At 65.4% G+C, this 17524-nt stretch carries 19 protein-coding genes; 5 read left to right on the plus strand and 14 right to left on the minus strand.

Translation table 11 applies throughout. The annotated features are described in order from the left end of the window. Positions 1 to 814: tripartite tricarboxylate transporter permease (locus CF70_RS06390; protein ID WP_035862095.1), on the minus strand; the 814-nt coding region annotated here is incomplete at its 3' end. A gap of 12 nt (positions 815 to 826) precedes the next feature. Continuing rightward, positions 827 to 1288, minus strand: a complete 462-nt coding sequence (locus tag CF70_RS06395; protein WP_035862097.1) for a tripartite tricarboxylate transporter TctB family protein — start codon at positions 1286 to 1288, stop codon at positions 827 to 829. Between the two features lie 610 nt (positions 1289 to 1898). On the opposite strand from CF70_RS06395, the gene CF70_RS06400 reads away from it, so the two are divergent. Continuing rightward, a complete protein-coding gene (locus CF70_RS06400) occupies positions 1899 to 2408 on the plus strand; it encodes a MarR family winged helix-turn-helix transcriptional regulator (protein WP_051648085.1) in 510 nt (169 codons plus the stop codon). A 37-nt stretch (positions 2409 to 2445) separates the two neighbouring features. Here CF70_RS06400 and CF70_RS06405 read toward each other — a convergent pair whose 3' ends face one another. Next, positions 2446 to 3978, minus strand: a complete 1533-nt coding sequence (locus CF70_RS06405; RefSeq protein ID WP_035862100.1) for an MATE family efflux transporter — start codon at positions 3976 to 3978, stop codon at positions 2446 to 2448. A 279-nt stretch (positions 3979 to 4257) separates the two neighbouring features. Here CF70_RS06405 and CF70_RS06410 point away from each other — a divergent pair, with 279 nt between their 5' ends. Continuing rightward, positions 4258 to 4500: a DUF1266 domain-containing protein gene (locus CF70_RS06410; RefSeq protein ID WP_235184910.1), complete on the plus strand. Its 243-nt coding sequence runs from the start codon at positions 4258 to 4260 to the stop codon at positions 4498 to 4500. Between the two features lie 70 nt (positions 4501 to 4570). Here CF70_RS06410 and CF70_RS06415 read toward each other — a convergent pair whose 3' ends face one another. The 3 genes from CF70_RS06415 to CF70_RS06425 are packed head-to-tail and all read right to left on the minus strand — an operon-like array spanning position 4571 to position 7123. Then, positions 4571 to 5320, minus strand: a complete 750-nt coding sequence (locus CF70_RS06415; RefSeq protein WP_035862103.1) for an enoyl-CoA hydratase/isomerase family protein — start codon at positions 5318 to 5320, stop codon at positions 4571 to 4573. Positions 5321 to 5330: 10 nt separating this feature from the next. Beyond that, a complete protein-coding gene (locus CF70_RS06420; protein WP_035862106.1) occupies positions 5331 to 5933 on the minus strand; it encodes a cysteine dioxygenase in 603 nt (200 codons plus the stop codon). After that, the gene (locus CF70_RS06425) at positions 5933 to 7123 is read right to left on the minus strand and encodes a CaiB/BaiF CoA transferase family protein (RefSeq protein WP_035862109.1); all 1191 of its coding nucleotides are present in this window, start codon (positions 7121 to 7123) and stop codon (positions 5933 to 5935) included. Before CF70_RS06425 ends, CF70_RS06420 begins: the two co-directional genes overlap by 1 nt. Positions 7124 to 7268: 145 nt before the next feature. Between CF70_RS06425 and CF70_RS06430 the strand changes: the two genes are divergently transcribed. From CF70_RS06430 to CF70_RS06440, 3 genes are all read left to right on the plus strand, one after another. Continuing rightward, positions 7269 to 8069 (plus strand): IclR family transcriptional regulator, encoded by an 801-nt coding sequence (locus tag CF70_RS06430; RefSeq protein ID WP_035862113.1) that lies wholly within the window; start codon positions 7269 to 7271, stop codon positions 8067 to 8069. 16 nt (positions 8070 to 8085) lie between these two features. Further along, positions 8086 to 8619, plus strand: a complete 534-nt coding sequence (locus CF70_RS06435; RefSeq protein WP_035862116.1) for a ClbS/DfsB family four-helix bundle protein — start codon at positions 8086 to 8088, stop codon at positions 8617 to 8619. 172 nt (positions 8620 to 8791) lie between these two features. Beyond that, positions 8792 to 10219 carry an NAD-dependent succinate-semialdehyde dehydrogenase gene (locus CF70_RS06440; protein WP_035862120.1) on the plus strand — a complete coding sequence of 476 codons (1428 nt, stop codon included), beginning with the start codon at positions 8792 to 8794 and terminating at the stop codon, positions 10217 to 10219. Positions 10220 to 10384: 165 nt separating this feature from the next. On the opposite strand, the gene CF70_RS06445 is transcribed toward CF70_RS06440, so the two are convergent. The 8 genes from CF70_RS06445 to CF70_RS37450 form a co-directional block, all read right to left on the minus strand. Next, positions 10385 to 11584 (minus strand): DUF2252 domain-containing protein, encoded by a 1200-nt coding sequence (locus CF70_RS06445; RefSeq protein WP_035862122.1) that lies wholly within the window; start codon positions 11582 to 11584, stop codon positions 10385 to 10387. Between the two features lie 88 nt (positions 11585 to 11672). After that, positions 11673 to 12065 (minus strand): cytochrome C oxidase subunit IV family protein, encoded by a 393-nt coding sequence (locus CF70_RS06450; RefSeq protein WP_051648086.1) that lies wholly within the window; start codon positions 12063 to 12065, stop codon positions 11673 to 11675. A gap of 8 nt (positions 12066 to 12073) precedes the next feature. After that, positions 12074 to 12805 (minus strand): heme-copper oxidase subunit III family protein, encoded by a 732-nt coding sequence (locus CF70_RS06455; RefSeq protein WP_051648087.1) that lies wholly within the window; start codon positions 12803 to 12805, stop codon positions 12074 to 12076. A 33-nt stretch (positions 12806 to 12838) separates the two neighbouring features. Beyond that, complete coding sequence (locus tag CF70_RS06460; protein ID WP_035862126.1) at positions 12839 to 13486, minus strand: bb3-type cytochrome oxidase subunit III; 648 nt, start codon at positions 13484 to 13486, stop codon at positions 12839 to 12841. After that, entirely contained in the window at positions 13483 to 15240 is a 1758-nt protein-coding gene (gene ctaD / locus CF70_RS06465; protein ID WP_035862128.1) for a cytochrome c oxidase subunit I, read from the minus strand. The genes CF70_RS06460 and ctaD overlap by 4 nt, the downstream gene beginning before the upstream one ends. Positions 15241 to 15258: 18 nt before the next feature. Beyond that, a complete protein-coding gene (locus CF70_RS06470; protein ID WP_035862131.1) occupies positions 15259 to 16440 on the minus strand; it encodes a cytochrome c oxidase subunit II in 1182 nt (393 codons plus the stop codon). A 289-nt stretch (positions 16441 to 16729) separates the two neighbouring features. Beyond that, on the minus strand, positions 16730 to 17233 hold the full coding sequence (locus tag CF70_RS06475) for a hypothetical protein (RefSeq protein ID WP_035862132.1): 504 nt from the start codon (positions 17231 to 17233) through the stop codon (positions 16730 to 16732). 51 nt (positions 17234 to 17284) lie between these two features. Then, a partial coding sequence (locus CF70_RS37450; protein ID WP_235184911.1) for a hypothetical protein occupies positions 17285 to 17524 on the minus strand: 240 nt, incomplete at its 5' end.

Here is a 17524-nt window from a genome sequence, read left to right on the forward strand (position 1 = left end):
CAGCACCGCCACCCGGCAGGATGCCCAGCGCGGAGCCCAGCAGCGTGCCGCGCAGAACCGCAGGCGCCATGCGCTTGAAGTCTTCCTTGGTCGGCCACAGGTTGGTCACGCGGTCGGTGAAGGTCTCGCGGTCTTCCTTCTGCTCCAGGTTGGCGACGATTTCAGCGAAGCCGAACATACCCATGGCCAGCGCGACGAAGTCAATACCGTCGGTCAGTTCCGGAATGTCGAAGGAGAAACGCGCGGCACCCGAGTTCACGTCGGTACCGATCAGACCCAGCAGCAGGCCCAGCACGATCATCGCAACCGCCTTGGGCAGCGAACCCGAAGCCAGCACCACGGCACCGATCAGGCCCAGCACCATCAGCGAGAAGCATTCGGCGGGACCGAACTTGAACGCCAGTTCCGACAGCGGCGTAGCGAACGCAGCCAGGATCAGGGTTGCCACGCAGCCGGCGAAGAACGAGCCCAGGCCCGAGGTTGCCAGCGCTACCCCTGCCCGTCCCCGCCGTGCCATCTGGTAGCCATCGATGGTGGTCACAACCGACGACGATTCACCCGGCAGGTTGACCAGGATGGCGGTGGTGGAGCCGCCGTACTGCGCGCCGTAGTAAATACCGGCCAGCATGATCAGCGCGGCCACCGGCGGCAGCGTGTAGGTCACCGGCAGCAGCATGGCGATGGTGGCCAGAGGCCCCAGGCCCGGCAGCACGCCGATCAGGGTACCCAGCACACAGCCCAGGAAGGCGTATGCCAGGTTTTGCAGCGACAGCGCCGTGGAGAATCCCAAGGCAAGATGGTCAATCAATTCCATATGGCCGACTCCTTAACCAGTAATGAAAGCAGGCCACACCGGCATCTGCAGGTTGATGCCGTACACGAAGGCGCCCATGCTGATCAGCACCAGCACGATGGCGTTCAGGATCGCGCCCTTCCAGCTGAACTCATGGCTGGCCATCGACGACACCAGCACCAGCACGAACACCGACAGCACCATGCCGAGCGGCTTGAGCAGCAGGCCGAACAGCACCACCGAACCCAGGATCCACAATAGGGTCTTCAGGTCCCAGCGGGCGAGCTGATCCTTCTCCCCCTTGCTCGATAGCGAACCGATCAGAACAAAGGCACCGAGTACGGCGAGTACCAGACCGAGCAGAAACGGAAAATATCCGGGGCCCATCTTGGCGGCTGATCCCATGGAATAGCCGCGAGCGACGAAGGAAAAGCCCAGTCCGACCAGAATGAACATCAGGCCGGAGGCAAAGTCCTTTTGGCTGCGTATGCGCAAAACGATTCTCCTCAAAGTACATAGAAGCGGTGCCCTCCACACACAGGCTCTTGCATGCGAAGGCGGTTCGATCGGCAGGGAAGATGCTGTCCCTGCAGGTTGGCTCGAACATTAGAGAGGCGATCTTTCAGCTTGCTTTCATTTGTCTTGGTTTAGGGGTATTCACCGATACGCACTGAAATTCCCTGAAAAAATATGCATCACGTCGTGATGTATTAACGAAAGACGCATGAAAGGGAACCGAAGGGAAATCGAAGGGAAACTGAAAGCGAACTGAAGGGGAAGGAAGCCCGGAGGACACCAGGAACCGCGAGATCGGATATGCGCCTGGCACGAACACGCGAGCGCCGGCTGCCTGCAGAGGGCACCGAGCGCGAGGCATTCAAGGTGGAACACGCGGCAAGAAAACACGGACGGCATGCATCCGCTTTGACCACGGCAAGCACGATGCCATAAACAACTTTCGATTGCCTTTCATGCCGCCGCGCGTGGCAGCCGCGGCATCCGGGGCGGACTCTGCGATAATGTCAGAGCACGAACATGACAAACGTATTGATCCATGAGCCATCCCGCCTCGCGCCGCCCGCCTAGCCCGCCCCCGCTCCCCGCCATGACTGCCGCGGCGCACGCCGTGCCCCGTCCCGGCGAGGGCAAACGCGGCGAAAGCGGCTACCTCGGCTATCTGCTGCGCCAGGCCGGCGCCGCCAACCGGCTGCGCATGGAGCGCACACTGGGGGACCTCGGCGTCACCTCTCCGCAATTCGTGGTGCTGACCATGCTGGGCGCCTATCCCGGCTTGTCCAATGCCGACCTCGCCAGGCTCGCCTTGCTGACGCCGCAGACCGTCAGCGTGATCGTGGCCAACCTGGAAAAGGCCGGATCGATCCGGCGCCAGCCCCATCCGGTGCACGGCCGGATCCAGAACATTGTGCTGACGCCGGCCGGCGCCGCGCTGCTGGCCACGTGCCGCGAGCGCGCCCTGCAGAATGAAGCGCAGTTGCGCGCGGGCCTCACGGAGCAGGAGGAACAGGTGGTGCGGCGCTGGCTGGCCGGGCTGGCCAGGGGAAATGAAAGTGAAAGTGAAAGCGGCCCCGCTGAGCACGGGGCCGTCCTGGAGTGATGCAATGCGGCGTGCCGGACGCCGCCAACCGGTGCGCTCAGTCAGCGCCCTGCTTCGACACCTCGCGCGGTTCGCCCGCCATCGCCGCCTCGCCGGTGCTGCCGGCGCCAACGGTGGACAGGGCCTCCTCGCACGGCGTACCCATGCTGGTGTCGGGCGCCTGCGGCGCGAACTCCGGCTCCGGCGCCGGGCTGGGTGCCGCCGGCAGGATATGGCTCGCGCGCCAGTTGCCGAAACGGTAGTACGCGACCGCCAGCGTCACCGAGACGATCGAGCCCAGCGGAAAGCTCCACCAGATCGCATCGGCGCCGATGGTGCGCTCGAGTACCCAGGCAAACGGCAAGCGCACCACCCACATCGACAGGAAGAGAATCACCAGCGGTGCCATCACCGCGCCAGTGGCGCGCACGGTGCCGAACAGCACGATGGTGAAGCCGAACAGGATGAAGGACCAAAGCACGATGGCGTTGATATGTTGCGCGATGCCGATTGCCGTGCCGTCATCGGGCAGGAAGAGGCCGAGCGAATGGCGGTTGAACAGGTAGATCAGGCCAACCAGCGCGCCCGTCATCAACAGGTTGAACAACAGCCCTACCCGCGTGATGCGGGTCACGCGATCCCACAAGCCAGCGCCTACGTTCTGCGCCACCATCGACGACACGCTCGCGCCCACGGCCAGCGCCGGCATCTGCACGTAGGTCCATAGCTGCGAGGCCACGCCATACGCGGCAGTGGTCTGCGAGCCGTGGCGATTGACCAGCGACATCATCACGATCGCGGACGACGAGATCACCACCATCTGCAAGCCCATCGGCAGGCCCTTGGCCACCAGCGCGCGCAAGATGCCGGTATCGGGCCGCAGGTAGGCCAGCTGATGCCGGCGCAGCGCGAGGAAGTGGCGGCGGCGGTAGAGCACCGCCAGCATCGCGGCCAGGCTCACCAGTTGCGCGATCAGCGTGGACAGCGCCGATCCCGCGATGCCGAGTTCAGGAAACGGGCCGATGCCGAAGATCAGCAGCGGATTGAGCAGCACGTCCAGCCCCACCGACAACACCATGAAATAGAACGGCGTGCGCGAATCTCCCGCGCCGCGCAGCGTCATCATCACGAAGTTGTAGAAGTACATGAAGGGCAGCGCCAGGAAGATGATGCGCAGGTAGCTGATGGCCAGCGCCCTGGCATCGGCCGGCGTATCCATCGCGGCAAGGATGTCTGGCGTGAAGGCATAGCCGAGCACCGCGGCAATTACCGACAGCAGGACGAAGAAGGTGGTGCTGGTGCCCACCACGCGGCGCGCCTCGCCCAGGTCGCGCGCGCCCACAGCTTGCCCGATCATGATGGTGTTGGCCATGCTGATGCCAAACACCACGCCCAGCAGGAAGAACAGGATGATGTTGGCATTGGAGGTGGCCGTCAGCGCCGCCTCGCCGAGAAAGTGCCCGACCCACACCGAATTGATCGAGGCATTGAGCGACTGCAGGATATTGCTGCCCAGCACCGGTAGCGAGAACAGCAGCAAAGTGCGGCCGATCGGGCCCGTGGTCAGCCGGGCTTTGGATTTTGTTGGCATGTTCGAGTTTGTCTCGTGTTCTTATTGCGCCGGACACGCATTCGTGTCATCAGGTGACAGGAGCAAGGCTTGTTTCATAATTCCGCAGCGCGAGCTGAGAGTATGAAGTCGCGGGGACTTCGCCTGTTACTGCTCCCCGCTGTTCCCAAATCGGAGGAACGGCCTCCGCCCGTCAACCGAATGGCAGTGAGCCCAAGCCTCGGGCTCACGCGCGATAGCCGGTAGTTCAGGCTCAGCTTACAGTGGTAAGCGAAGCCTTTAAACACCTTTTCGGAGCCCATGGCCGCCTGGCGCGTGCTGCTGCTTAATGCGCAGCGTGCGCAGGACTGCTTTGCAAGCTGGGAGGAATTCGGCCTTGCCTTTATCGCCGGCCGCCGGCAATGGGTTGCGGCGTTCCGGGCCGACCCGATGGGCAAAACCTTCGATGAAGCAAGCCTGCACCGGCTCCTCGCCCCGCCCAAGGGAGTCTGGGCAACGCTGGCATGGCCGGACCTGCCGGCATTCAGCCCAGAGCCGCTCTGAGCCGCGCGAGCGCCGATCACCCCGCCACCGAATGCGGATTGCGCAGTGCCGCCAGGGTGGCGGCACTGCGTCAGCGCCTGGATGCCTCGCGATAAGCCGCGATGCGCGCCTTTAGCCCCGGACGGGCGGCGGAACGCACCAGTTCGGCTAGCTGCGCGGCGCGCGCCGCATCGGCCGCGCCGGGCCCGCCCAGCGTGGCGGCGTGGATGGCCGCCTGCGTCGGTGCATCGAGCCGGCGCGCACGCGCGGCCAGTGCCGTAAGCGCGGCCGCGCGTGCCTCCGGTTCCACCACGGTGCCGGCCAGGCCGGCGGCCAGCGCTTCTTCTGTCCGGACGGCTCGCCCGCTGGCGATCCATTCCCGCGCCGTGGCCACGCCAACCAGCCCCGCCAGCCGCGCGCTGCCCAGCACCAGGCCAAAGGCCGCCCCCGGGAAGGCGAAGCTGCTGCCCTGCGCGACCCAGCGCTGCTCGCAGGCTGCAAGCAGGTCGGCACCCGCGCCCATGACCCGCCCCTGCACCAGCGCTACGGTGGTGAAGGGCGCGCCATGCAGGCTTTGCAGCAGCAGTTCGACGCGCACGAAACGCGCCAGCAGCGAATCGTCGCTCTCGCTATCCAGGTCGCCCAGGTCGAAACCGGTGCAGAAATGCGTGCCCGCGCCCTCAATGGACAGCAGGCGTGTGCCGTCGTGGTGGCACGCCTGCACCGCCGCCGCGAGCGCCTCCACCAGCGCGGCCGACAGCGCATTGCCGCGCCCGGGCCGGTTCAGCGTCAGCCGGGTGACGTCGCCCTGTTTGTCTGCCAGCAGGATGTCTTGTGTCACCGCTCCCCCCTCACGTCGCCGCCTGGGCCCACAAGTTGGGCACCAGCGCGTTGGAGTAGCCGGAGATGAACGGTTTGGTCTCGCCGCTCGCCGCGTCGTAGACATGGCGCCGGATGCGGCCGATATTGCCGCCATACAGATGGATGCTGACCGAGACCTGGTCGTCGTGCGCATTGCGCACGCGGTGCACGTCGCCCAGCGTGGGCGATACCGCGGCCACCTGGCCGGCGGACAACAGGACCTCGCCGCCATCGGCCACCAGTTTGCCCGCCTCGGCACGGTAGTGCTGGTCGAGCTCAGCGCCGCGCAGCACGCCGATCAGGCCCCACACGGTGTGATCGTGCACCGGCGTCTGCTGGCCCGGCCCCCAAACGAAGCTCACCAGCGAGAAGCGGTCGAGCGGATCGCCGTAGAGCAGGTGCTGCTGGTAATAGACGGGATGCGGCCGCGCCATCGCATCGGGCAGCCAGTCGTCGTGCGACACCAGTTCGCGCAGCGGACCGGTGGCGCCGGCCAGCAGCGCGGCCTCGTTACCGGTATCGGGCCCGGTTTTTTCCACCAACCGGCTGATGGTGGCGACGAACTCACGCAGCCGTTCGATCTTGTCGTTCATCATGCTTTCCTGGAAGTGTCATGGTCCGCGCCGCCCACCGGGTAGCGCGCGCGAATGGCGTCGTTGTGCTCTCCCAGCGCCGGCGGATCGCGGCGGATCGGCAGCCCCTGTCCATCGAAGCGCAGCGGCGAGGCGAAGGTGCGCGTCTGGTGGCCGCCCGGCAACGTCAGCGGCTGCACCCACTCCATATGCGCGACCTGGGGATCGTCCAGCGCGGCGGCGTAGTCGTTGATGCGCGCATGCGGCACGCCGGCGGCATTGAACGCCGCGATCCAGTGCGCCACGCCGGCTCCCGCGAAACGCTCTTCCAGCAGCACCTTGAGCGCAACCTGGTTGGCGGCACGGTCGCGCGTGGTGGCAAAGCGGGCATCGGCCGCCAGCGCCGGCAACTCCACGACCTTCACCACCTCCAGCCAGAGCTTCTGATTGCCCGCGGCAATGGCGAAGTAGCCATCGGCGGCGCGGAAGGCCTGGTACGGCGCATTGCGCGGATGGGCCGAGCCGAGCTTGACCGGGCTCTTGCCCGTGCCGAAGTATTCGCTGGTCTGCAGCGCGGCGATGCCAAGCGTGCAGCCGTACATCGGCACGTCGATATGCGAACCCGCGCCGCCGGCTCGCACCCGCGCCAGCGCGCTGGCGATGGCGAAGGCGGCGTAGAGCCCCGAAGCGAAATCCGCCAGCGGTACGCCGCACTTGACCGGTGCGCCATCGGGCTCGCCGGTCACGCTCATGACCCCGGCCGCCGCCTGGATGGTCAGGTCGAAACCGCCCTCGCCGGCGCGCGGGCCGCTCTGGCCATAGGCCGACACCGAGCAGTACAGCAACTGCGGCTTGTGCTCGCAAAAGCTCGCATACCCCAGGCCAAGCCGGTCCATCACGCCGGGACGGTTGTTCTCGATCACCACATCGGCGTCCAGGATCAGTTGCCGCGCCAGCGCGACGTCGGCCGAATCCTTCAGGTTTAGCGCCACCGACTGCTTGTTGCGGTTGAGCGAGGCAAAGTTCTCGGAAAACCCGTTCGACAGCGGCGGCCACTGGCGCAAGGTGTCGCCGTCCGGCGGCTCCACCTTGACCACCTCGGCGCCCATGTCGGCCAGCAGCATGCCGCAGAACGGCCCGGCCGCCACGGTACAGAACTCCACCACCCTGACCCCGTGCAGGGGCAGGTCCATCTCGCTGACATCGTGCATCTGAATACCCGGAAAACGTTGACGGCCCGGCTGACTCCCGGCTTTGGACCGCGATGCGGGCCATTATATTCATGTTCCAAAATAGGCTACAATCGTTCCACATTTGAGAACCAATGCCGGGTGCGCCACACACGGCAAGTCCGACATGAACAACACCTTGATCAAAGGCCTGGGTGTCATCGAACTGCTGGCCCACAGCGACCGCCCCCTCGGCCTGACGGAGATCGCCGCCCACCTGGGCCTGGCCAAGAGCAATGTGCACCGCTTGCTGCAAGCGCTGACCGATCTCAACTATGTGATCCGGGACGCCTCCGGCACCGGCTACAGCGCCTCCATCAAGCTCTGGGAACTGGGCTCGGCGGTGCTCTCGCGGCTGGACCTGCGCCGCCATGCCGAAGCCTGGATGGACAAGCTGATGCACACCAGCGGCGAAAGCGTCCACCTGTCCGTGCTGGATCGCGGTGAAGTGGTCTATGTGCACAAGATCGACAGCCCCAACCCGGTGCGCGCCTATACCCAGATCGGCGGCCGCGCGCTGGCGCATTGCGTGGCCACCGGCAAGGCCATGCTGGCGTTCCAGCCGGACGCCGCGCTGCAGCGCATGTCGGCCGCGCTGGCGCCGTCCACGCCCAACAGCATCGTGGAGCCGGAGCGCTTCCTGCAGGAAATGGAAAAAATCCGCAAGCAGGGCTATGCGGTCAATCGCGGCGAGTGGCGCGAGACCGTGTATGGCATCGCCGCTCCGATCAGCGACGGCAACGGGCATGTGATTGCCGCGGTCGGGCTGTCCGGACCCGCCGAGCGCTTCAAGCCGCAGAAAATCAAGGGCTTCGCCGACCTGGTGCTGAATGCCGCCACGGAAATCTCCGACAGCCTCGGCGGCGGTGCCCGGCACAATGCGCTGGCCCTCGCCACGCGCAGCATGGTGGCGGTGCGGCGCACCTGAGCGGAAGAGAACGCAAATGGCAATTCCAGCGAACCGGGAAGAACTGCTGAAGGCGATGCAGAGCACGTATGCCAGGCTTGCGGCGGAACTGCAGGCCGTGCCAGCGGCGCGGGCTTCGGAGCAGACCATGGAAGGCCACGCCGGAGGAACACGCATGAGCGTGTGCGATCTTGTCTCCTACCTGATCGGGTGGAACACGCTGGTACTGCGCTGGACGTCCCGGCGCGCGCAAGGGCTGGAGGTCGATTTCCCGGAAACAGGCTTCAAGTGGAACGAACTGGGGAAACTGGCGCAGAAGTTTTATGCGGACTACGCCGGCCACTCCTACCCGGCGCTGCTGCACATGCTGGCCGACGCCAACGCCGGCATCGTGGCACTGGTGACGGCGCTCGACGACGCATCGCTCTATGGCGAGCCGTGGTACGGCAAATACACGCTGGGCCGGATGATCCAGCTCAATACGTCCTCCCCCTACGAGAACGCGCGTGGCAGGCTGCGCAAGTGGCGTTCGGCGCAGCCGGGCCAGGCCTCGGCTGCCCCGCAACGTTGAAATCGGTAAAGAGGAACCTGCAAGGCACAAGACAGCCGGCGCCCGCCGGTGCACAAAATGAGCCGTCAGGTTAAGCTTGCGGTTTCGCCGCTGTGCCCGGCCCGGGCACGGCACCCTCACAGCGGCAGCACCGGCTGCACTTGTCGCACGCAACCTTCATCAGGAGAAAGGCATGTACCAGGATCTCGCCCTCTACATCGACGGGGAATTCGTCAAGGGAGGGGACCGACGCGAGCAAGACGTCATCAACCCTTCCACCCAGGAGCTGCTGGGCAAGCTGCCGCACGCCAGCCGCGCCGACCTCGACCGCGCCCTGGCCGCTGCGCAGCGCGCCTTCGAAGGCTGGAAGAAGACCTCGCCACTGGAGCGCTCCAAGATCCTGCGCCGCGTGGCGGAACTGACCCGCGAGCGCGCCAAGGAGATCGGCCGCAATATCACGCTGGACCAGGGCAAGCCGCTGGCCGAAGCCATCGGCGAAGTCATGATCTGCGCCGAGCACGCCGAATGGCACGCCGAGGAATGCCGCCGCATCTACGGCCGCGTGATCCCGCCGCGCCAGCCCAATGTGCGCCAGATCGTGGTGCGCGAGCCGATCGGCGTCTGCGCGGCCTTCACCCCGTGGAACTTCCCCTTCAACCAGGCGATCCGCAAGATGGTTTCGGCCATCGGTGCGGGCTGTACGCTGATCCTCAAGGGCCCGGAAGATTCGCCCAGCGCGGTGGTCGCGCTGGCCCAGTTGTTCCACGATGCAGGCCTGCCCCCGGGCGTGCTGAACATCGTCTGGGGCGTGCCGGGCGAAATCTCCACCTACCTGATCGAATCGCCGATCGTGCGCAAGATCTCGTTCACCGGTTCCGTGCCGGTGGGCAAGCAGCTGGCCGCGCTGGCCGGCGCCCACATGAAGCGCGTCACCATGGAGCTGGGCGGCCACTCGCCGGTGCTGGTGTTCGACGACGCCGACATCGAGCCGGCAGCGGAAATGCTGGCGCGCTTCAAGCTGCGCAACGCCGGCCAGGTGTGCGTGTCGCCCACGCGCTTCTACGTGCAGGAAAAAGCCTACGACAAGTTCCTGGCGCGCTTTACCGAGGTGATCGGTTCGATCAAGGTTGGCGACGGCCTGGAAGACGGCACCCAGATGGGCCCGCTGGCGCACGAGCGCCGTATCGCCTCGATGGAGCAGTTCCTGGATGACGCCAGCCACCGCGGCGGCAAGGTGGTGGCCGGCGGCAAGCGCATCGGCGACAAGGGCTTCTTCTTCGCCCCCACCGTGGTCACCGACCTGCCCGACGACGCCAAGCTGATGGTCGACGAGCCCTTCGGCCCGGTGGCGCCGGTGACGCGTTTCAAGGATGCGGAGGAAGTGCTGCGCCGCGCCAACAGCCTGCCGTTCGGGCTGGCCTCCTATGTGTTCACCAACTCGCTGAAAACCGCGACGCTGGTGTCCAACGGCCTGGAAGCCGGCATGGTCAATATCAACCACTTCGGCATGGCCCTGGCCGAGACGCCGTTCGGCGGCATCAAGGATTCCGGCATTGGCAGCGAAGGCGGCCAGGAAACCTTCGATGGTTACCTGGTGACCAAGTTCATCACGCAAGTCTGATGTCCCGGCCTGACCCGGTATCGGGTCAGGCGCGCAAGCGCACAACGTTGCCGGCACCGGCCGCACTCAGGCCGGGCGCCGCAACACCGCCCTTCCCCGCTCATCCTCCCACCGCCGCCCCGGCATCGCCGCCAGCAAGCGCACACGCACCGTCCCACACTGGCGCTAAGCGCTTTCCCCCCTGGCTTTACGGTAATCCTCTGCAAAATCCTTCCACTGCGCCTGCGCCAGTTCGCAACCGTGCCGCGCCAGCCGCAGCACCGGCTCGCGCCAGCGCGTACCACCGGCAAACTCCTGCAACTGCTCGATGCGATCAGCGGCATTGTGCCCGCAGCCGCGCAGATGCGCCCAGGCCGCGGCGCGCGCCATGGTGATCAGCACTTCGCGCAGGTCCTCGCGATTGGTATGGGGGCCAAGGTTGACCCGGTCGGCGGTGGGCTGCAGGCTCTTGACGATATAGGAAGCCTTGCCCATTTTCACCGCCGAGAGCAGCGCCGGCGAGGCCGCCTGCATCGCATGCTGGATGTGCACGACGCGCGACGCCTCGCTGCTCCAGGCGGGCTGCGTGCGATACGGCAGCCCTTGCCAGGCACTGGGCGCGGCGCGCTTGATGTCGATCAGGCGCTGGGCCAGCGGATCGCCTTCCGCGTGAGCCAGCACAACATGACGCTCAAGCCCGAGGCTGCCAACGCCAGCGATCCTGCGGGCGGTATCGTCGGCCACCAGCCTCCCATGTTGCGACTGCCGTCCGAACTCTCGCAGGATGGCTGCGCTACGCTTGCGCTCGCCCTTGAGAGGTTCCAGCGCATGCTTGCCGTCGACCAGCAGGCGCCGCTTGCCGCCGCTGCGCACCGTGCGCTCGGCCAGGACCTCGCCGCGGCGGCGGCGTTTGACGCGGCGCAGCAGCGTCGCCACCATGCCGGTGGCCGTGGCGCGCTCCACCCAGCGCGGCTTGCCGCCGGCCAGCACCGCCGCGTAGGTATCGAGCATGCTGTGCGCGCCGGCACGCGCGTCGGCAGCGGACAATCCCAGTTGCGGTGCGGCAATCATCAGGCTCGACAGCAGGCGCACCAGGTCCACCGTGAGCGGAGCGACCAGCGCATCGTCGAAGTCGTTGAGATCGAAATAAACCAGGCCGTTATCGCCCTTGAAACTGCCGAGATTCTCCAGGTGGAGATCGCCGCAGACGTAGGTGGTCGGCGCCTCGATCAGCGCGGCCTCGTTGCCCACCGCGGCCGCATAGAGATGGTTGGTGCCGCGCAGGAAAGCAAACGGATCCGCCGCGATGGCGGCGAACTTGCGGGTCAGCCGCTCGGGATCGCGGCCATGGTTATAGATCAGGATGGCTTCCGTGGCTGGGTGCATGGCTTCCTCGTGGTGGCGGGCAACCGCTCAAGTGTACCCGGCATGCCGCCTCGGACAAAACCGGCCGGTGCCCCCGGCGAGCACGCGTTCAGCGGAAAAAGGCACCGCGCAAGAGGAAGGTGTAGTCGGCTTCCATCGCCATCAGGCCCACCAGCACCAGCAGGCAGAGCGGCGGCAGCAGGATGGCGCAGATCAGCGCCAGCCGCTCCCACGCCATGTGCATGAAGACGCCGACGATCAGGCCGGCCTTCATCACCATGAACAGCAGGATCAGGGTCCAGCGCAGGTAACCCTCGAAGTGGAAGTAGTCCACCATGTAGGACAGCGTGGACAGCACGAACAACAGCGCCCATATCTTCAGGTACAGGCCAATCGGGTGCTGCTGCCCGTGGTGCGCATCACCGTGCGCGCCGGCGGGCGCATGCGCGGGCGCCGCCGGTGCCAGGCCGGGCACATCGGGAGACGGAGTCGGCGATGCCATGGCGTGCCTCACCAGAGATAGAACAGCGCAAAGATAAAGACCCAGACCAGGTCCACGAAGTGCCAGTAGAGCCCGGCGATCTCCACGATCTGGTAGTTGCCCGTGCGCTCGTAGCGCCCGCGCAGGACCTTGGTCGCCACGATCAGCAGGTAGATCACGCCGCAGCTCACGTGCAGCCCGTGGAAACCGGTGATCATGAAAAACGTGGAGCCGAACTGCGGCGCGCCCATCGGGTTGCCCCAGGGACGCACCCCTTCGGTAAAGATCAGCTTGCTCCACTCGAAGGCTTGCATGCTGACAAAGGCCACGCCGAACAGCGCCGTGGCAAACATCAGGCTGGCGCATTTCACGCGGTCGCGGCGGTAGGCGAAGTTCACGGCCATCGCCATCGTGCCGCTGCTGCTGATCAGCACGAAAGTCATGATGGCGATCAGCAGCAAGGGCACCTCGGCGCCGCCGACCTTCAGCCCGAACACGATGCTCGGATTCGGCCATGTATCCGTGCTGGCGATCCGCACCGTCATGTACCCGGTCAGGAAACAACTGAAGATAAAGGTGTCGGACAGCAGGAAGATCCACATCATCGCCTTGCCCCACGACACCTTGAAGGCCTGCTGGTCGGACGACCAGTCGGCCACCAGCCCGCGCAGGCCGGCCACCACGGGCGCAGGCGCGGGCACGCCGGGCAGCGCGGCGCTACCGGACTCGGCCGGCGCCGATGGAGTGGGTTGCGAAGACATTGGTGCGTCTCCTTCGATGCTTGACGTGGCCGCCTAGCCGCGCCCGCAGATAAAGCGAACCAGTTCAGGCGTGAGCCAATTCAGCGCGGCCAGCAGCACCAGCCACACCGCAAGCAGGAAATGCCAGTAGCGCGCGCACAGCACGATGCGCAGCGTGGCCCGCGCGCTGCCCCGCGCGGCATGCATGGCGACCGCCCAGCCAACAAGGCCTCCCAGCACATGCAGCCCATGCATCGCGGTGAGCAGGTAGAAGAAACTGCCCGCGGGATTGTTGGCCGGCATCACATGGATGGCGAGCAGGGCCTGCCACGCCCATAACTGCGAGGCGACAAATGCAGCCGCGGCCAGCCCGCCAAAGCGTAGCGCGCGATGGGCCATCGTGAAGCGTCCGTCGCGCGCCGCCCGCGCTGCCACCAGCATCACGGCGCTGCCGGCGGCCAGCAAGGCAGTGGACATCCAGACCTGCCATGGCAACGAAACGGCATGCCAGTCAGGCGAGTCCATGCGCATGGCATAGGCGGCGATAAACAGCCCGAACAGCGAGGACACCACGCCCATGAACACCCACAGCCCGATGCTGGCCGCCGCGCGGCGGGCGTGCTGCCTGCCCACGTCGCCGGGACCGGGGCCGGAGCGGCGCTCGCTGTCGCCGCTGGCGCGGTAGACCAGGTTCGCGTTCATGCTACGGCTCCACGGCTGGCATGCGGCTCGGGTTCGGCGCCGCCGGCATCGGGCGGCGCGTTCTGCGCGATGAAATCCTCGCTGGCGCCCGGCACGCTATAGGCGTAGGCCCAGCGATGCACTACCGGTTGCTCCGGGCCCCAGTTGCCGTGCACCGGCGGCGTCTGCGGCGTCTGCCACTCCAGCGAAGCCGCGCGCCACGGATTGGAACCCGCCAGCCTGCCGTGCCTGACGCTCCAGGCCAGGTTGAAGATGAACAACAACTGCGCCGCCGCCACGATAAACGCCGCCACCGAGATATAGGCGTTCATCAGGTGCGCCGATTCAGGGATAAAGGCGTAGTTGTCGTAAGCGTAATAGCGCCGCGGCATGCCAAGGATGCCCAGGTAATGCATGGGAAAGAAGATGGCATAGGTGCCGACGAAGGTCACCCAGAAATGGATATGCCCCAGCGTGTCGTTGAGCATGCGGCCAGTGACCTTCGGGTACCAGTGATAGATGCCGCCGAACACCACCAGGATCGGCGACACGCCCATCACCATATGGAAGTGCGCAACCACGAAATACGTATTGGACAGCGGGATATCCACGCTCACGTTGCCCAGGAAAAGCCCGGTCAGCCCGCCGATCACGAACGTACTGACGAAGGCGATGGCGAACAGCATCGGCACCGAAAAATGGATGTCTCCCCGCCACAGCGTGATCACCCAGTTATAAACCTTGATGGCGGTGGGAATCGCGATGATCAGCGTGGTGGTAGCGAAGAAGAAACCAAAGTAAGGATTCATCCCGCTCACGAACATATGGTGCGCCCACACCACCACCGACAGCACGCCGATGGCAAGGATCGCCCATACCATGGTGCGGTAGCCAAAGATGCTCTTGCGCGAATGCACGCTGATCAGGTCCGAGACGATGCCGAACGCGGGCAGCGCCACGATATACACCTCCGGGTGGCCGAAGAACCAGAACAGGTGCTGGAACAGCAGCGGGCTGCCGCCCTTGTAGTTGAGCTGCTGGCCCAGCGACACGATCGCCGGCATGAAGAAGCTCGTGCCCAGCGTGCGGTCCAGCAGCATCATCAGGCCTGACACGAACAGCGCGGGGAAGGCCAGCAGCGCCAGGATGGTGGCCATGAAGATGCCCCACACGGCCAGCGGCATGCGCATCAGCGTCATCCCCTCGGTACGCGCCTGCAGCACCGTGGTGACGTAGTTGAGGCCGCCCATGGTGGCCGCCACGATAAAGATCAGCAGCGACACCAGCATCAGGATGATGCCCCACTCGTAGCCGGGCGTGCCCCGCAGGATCGCCTGTGGCGGATAGAGCGTCCAGCCGGCGCCGGTGGGCCCGCCCGGCACGAAGAAGCTCGACAGCAGCACCAGCACCGAGAGGAAATACACCCAGAAGCTCAGCATGTTGAGGTAGGGGAACACCATGTCGCGCGCGCCCACCATCAACGGGATCAGGTAGTTGCCAAAGCCGCCGAGAAAAAGTGCCGTGAGCAGGTAGATCACCATGATCATGCCGTGCATGGTGACGAACTGGTAGTAGCGGTTGGCGTCGATAAAGGTGAAATGCCCCGGGAAACCCAGTTGCAGGCGCATCAGGTTTGACAGCACCACGCCAACCAGCCCCACGAAGATGGCGACCAGGGTGTACTGCACCGCGATGACCTTGTGATCCTGGCTCCAGATATAGCGGGTAAAGAAGCTGGTCGGGCCATGATGGGCGGCGTCGTCGGTGTATGCCATTGCACTCCCTCCTGCAGCCTATTTTGCGGCGGCGCCGGACGCGGCGCCCACCTGCGTTGCGGCCCCGCCCGCGCCGTTGGCGCGGATGTAGGCGACCAGCGCGCTGACTTCCTCTTCGCTCAGGGGCATCTTCGGCATGAGCGGACCGAAGCCCTTGACCAGGCGCGCTTGCGGATCGGTGATCTCGGTCTTCAGGTAAGCGTCGTCGACCTTTGCGCTGCTGCCATCGGCAAACGTTCCCGTGCTGCCATACAGGCCCTTCCAGCTCGGCCCCACGCCAACGGTGCCATCGATACTGTGGCAGCCAACGCAGCCCTTGCTCTGGGCCAGCGCGCGGCCCTGTTCCACAAGCGTATCGGCGCCGGCGGGCGCTCCGCTTACCCCGGCCGTGGCCGGCGGCGCAGGCGTCTTCAGCATGGTCAGCGCAAACGTGGGCTGCCGGCGCAGCCACGCATCGAATGCCGCCGCATCCTCCACTACCACCTTGCCCCGCATGTTGTAGTGGCCGACCCCGCACAACTGCGCGCACAGGATCTCATAGGTACCCGCCTTGGTCGGCGTGAACCAGAACGACGTCACCATCCCCGGCACCATGTTCATGCGGGCGCGAAACGGCGGCACGTAGAAATCGTGCAGCACATCCTTGGAGCGCAGCAGCACTTTGACCGGACGATTCAGCGGCAAGTGCACTTCATTGCCGGCAATGATGATGTCGTCCTGTCCGCGCGGGTCGTCCGGGTTCACGCCGAGCGGGTTGGCCGCCGTCACGAAGCGCGCGTCCGACGTGCCAAGCTGGCCGCCCTGGCCCGGAAAGCGAAAGCCCCACTGCCACTGCTGGCCCACTACCTCCAGCACCATCGCATCGCCGGGTGGCCGCACATATTCGGCATAGACGAACAGGCCCGGCGCGAGCAGGGCAATCACGCCGAGCGTGGTGCCGCCGATCAGCCAGAGTTCCAGCTTGCTGTTTTCCGGCTGATAGTGCGCGCGAGCGCCTTCGCGATGGCGGTAGCGCCAGACGATATAAGCGACGAACAGGTTGATGATGACGAAGAAGACGCCGGTGATGACCAGGGTAATGGTCAGCGTGTCGTCCATCTGCTTCCAGTTGGAAGCAAGCGGGGTCGCCCACCACGGGCTCACGAAATGGAAGAGCACCGAAGCAACGACGATGATCACGAGTGCAATGGCTATCGCCATACCGACCCTCCCCCCTTGCGTACGGCAGGCCGCGAACTACGCGCAAGGCTGAGATAAGACTAGTGCATGTGGTCCGCCCCGTGCAAGGCGCCCTTGAGAGCGCTTTGCGTGCGATGCCACACAGGGCCGGCGGTTGGCGCAAAGGCAGCGGCAAATAAAAAGCGGCGGATGAAAGCCAGGGCTTTCATCCGCCGCAGTCGGCCCGCGCGGCCCGTGTAGTGGCAAAGCGCGGAACTAAACCAGATGTGCGTAGCGCTATCGCATCATTGACGCACTGCAATGTGCGTGCTCAGTGAGATACATCCTTGCTTTCAAGTTTCCAGTAGGCAATCGCCGCGGCCATGCCGAAGATCATGTGGCCAACCAGCGTATGCCACCCACGCGCGTCGGCAAACCAGGTAAAGAAGCGCGTCATGCCGTAGAAATTAAGCAGATAGACCGCCAGGCCGAACACAGCGCCGGTCAGCAACACCATGCCCGTACTCGAGTCCAGCTGGAACGGCGCGATGATAGCGGCCAGGATCATCCCCAGCACCGCGCCGAGCACGAAATGGATTGCCAGCGCCGCGGCCACGGTACTCACGCTGAACAGCGAAGTCTGCAACACGTCCTGCCCCATCAGGATCGCCGCGATCAGCCGCGTCGTGCCCCATGGATTGACGCCCGCCACCATCGTCGACCAGAACAGTTCTATCACCATCAACAGCGCCCCGGCCGCCAGCCCGGACACCGCTGCTGCGGTCCAGTCTGGCGTGCGGCGCACATAGTGGTGCGATTGCATGTGAAGTTCCATAGCCACCTCCGGATATGCTGTTTCGCCGCGATCCCCGCTGCGATTGCTCTATTACGCGTGCTTGCCACCTGAACGATGATCGGGCCTGCGTATCTGCACAGCATAGGACACGCCGGCCTGATCGTTTGACCGCACACTCGCAAAAAAGTGCATGGGGTGGGCCTGGCACAACGGTGCCGGCGTGAGGCGCGCGAACAGTGTGGCCAGGCCGGTACTTGGAAGGAGAATTTGCCCGAGCCCGTCGCCAGGCGGGCAAACCAAGCGCGATGCGAAGCGAGCCGTCAAGGTGTA

Source organism: Cupriavidus sp. SK-3 (assembly GCF_000611145.1).
GTDB lineage: Bacteria > Pseudomonadota > Gammaproteobacteria > Burkholderiales > Burkholderiaceae > Cupriavidus.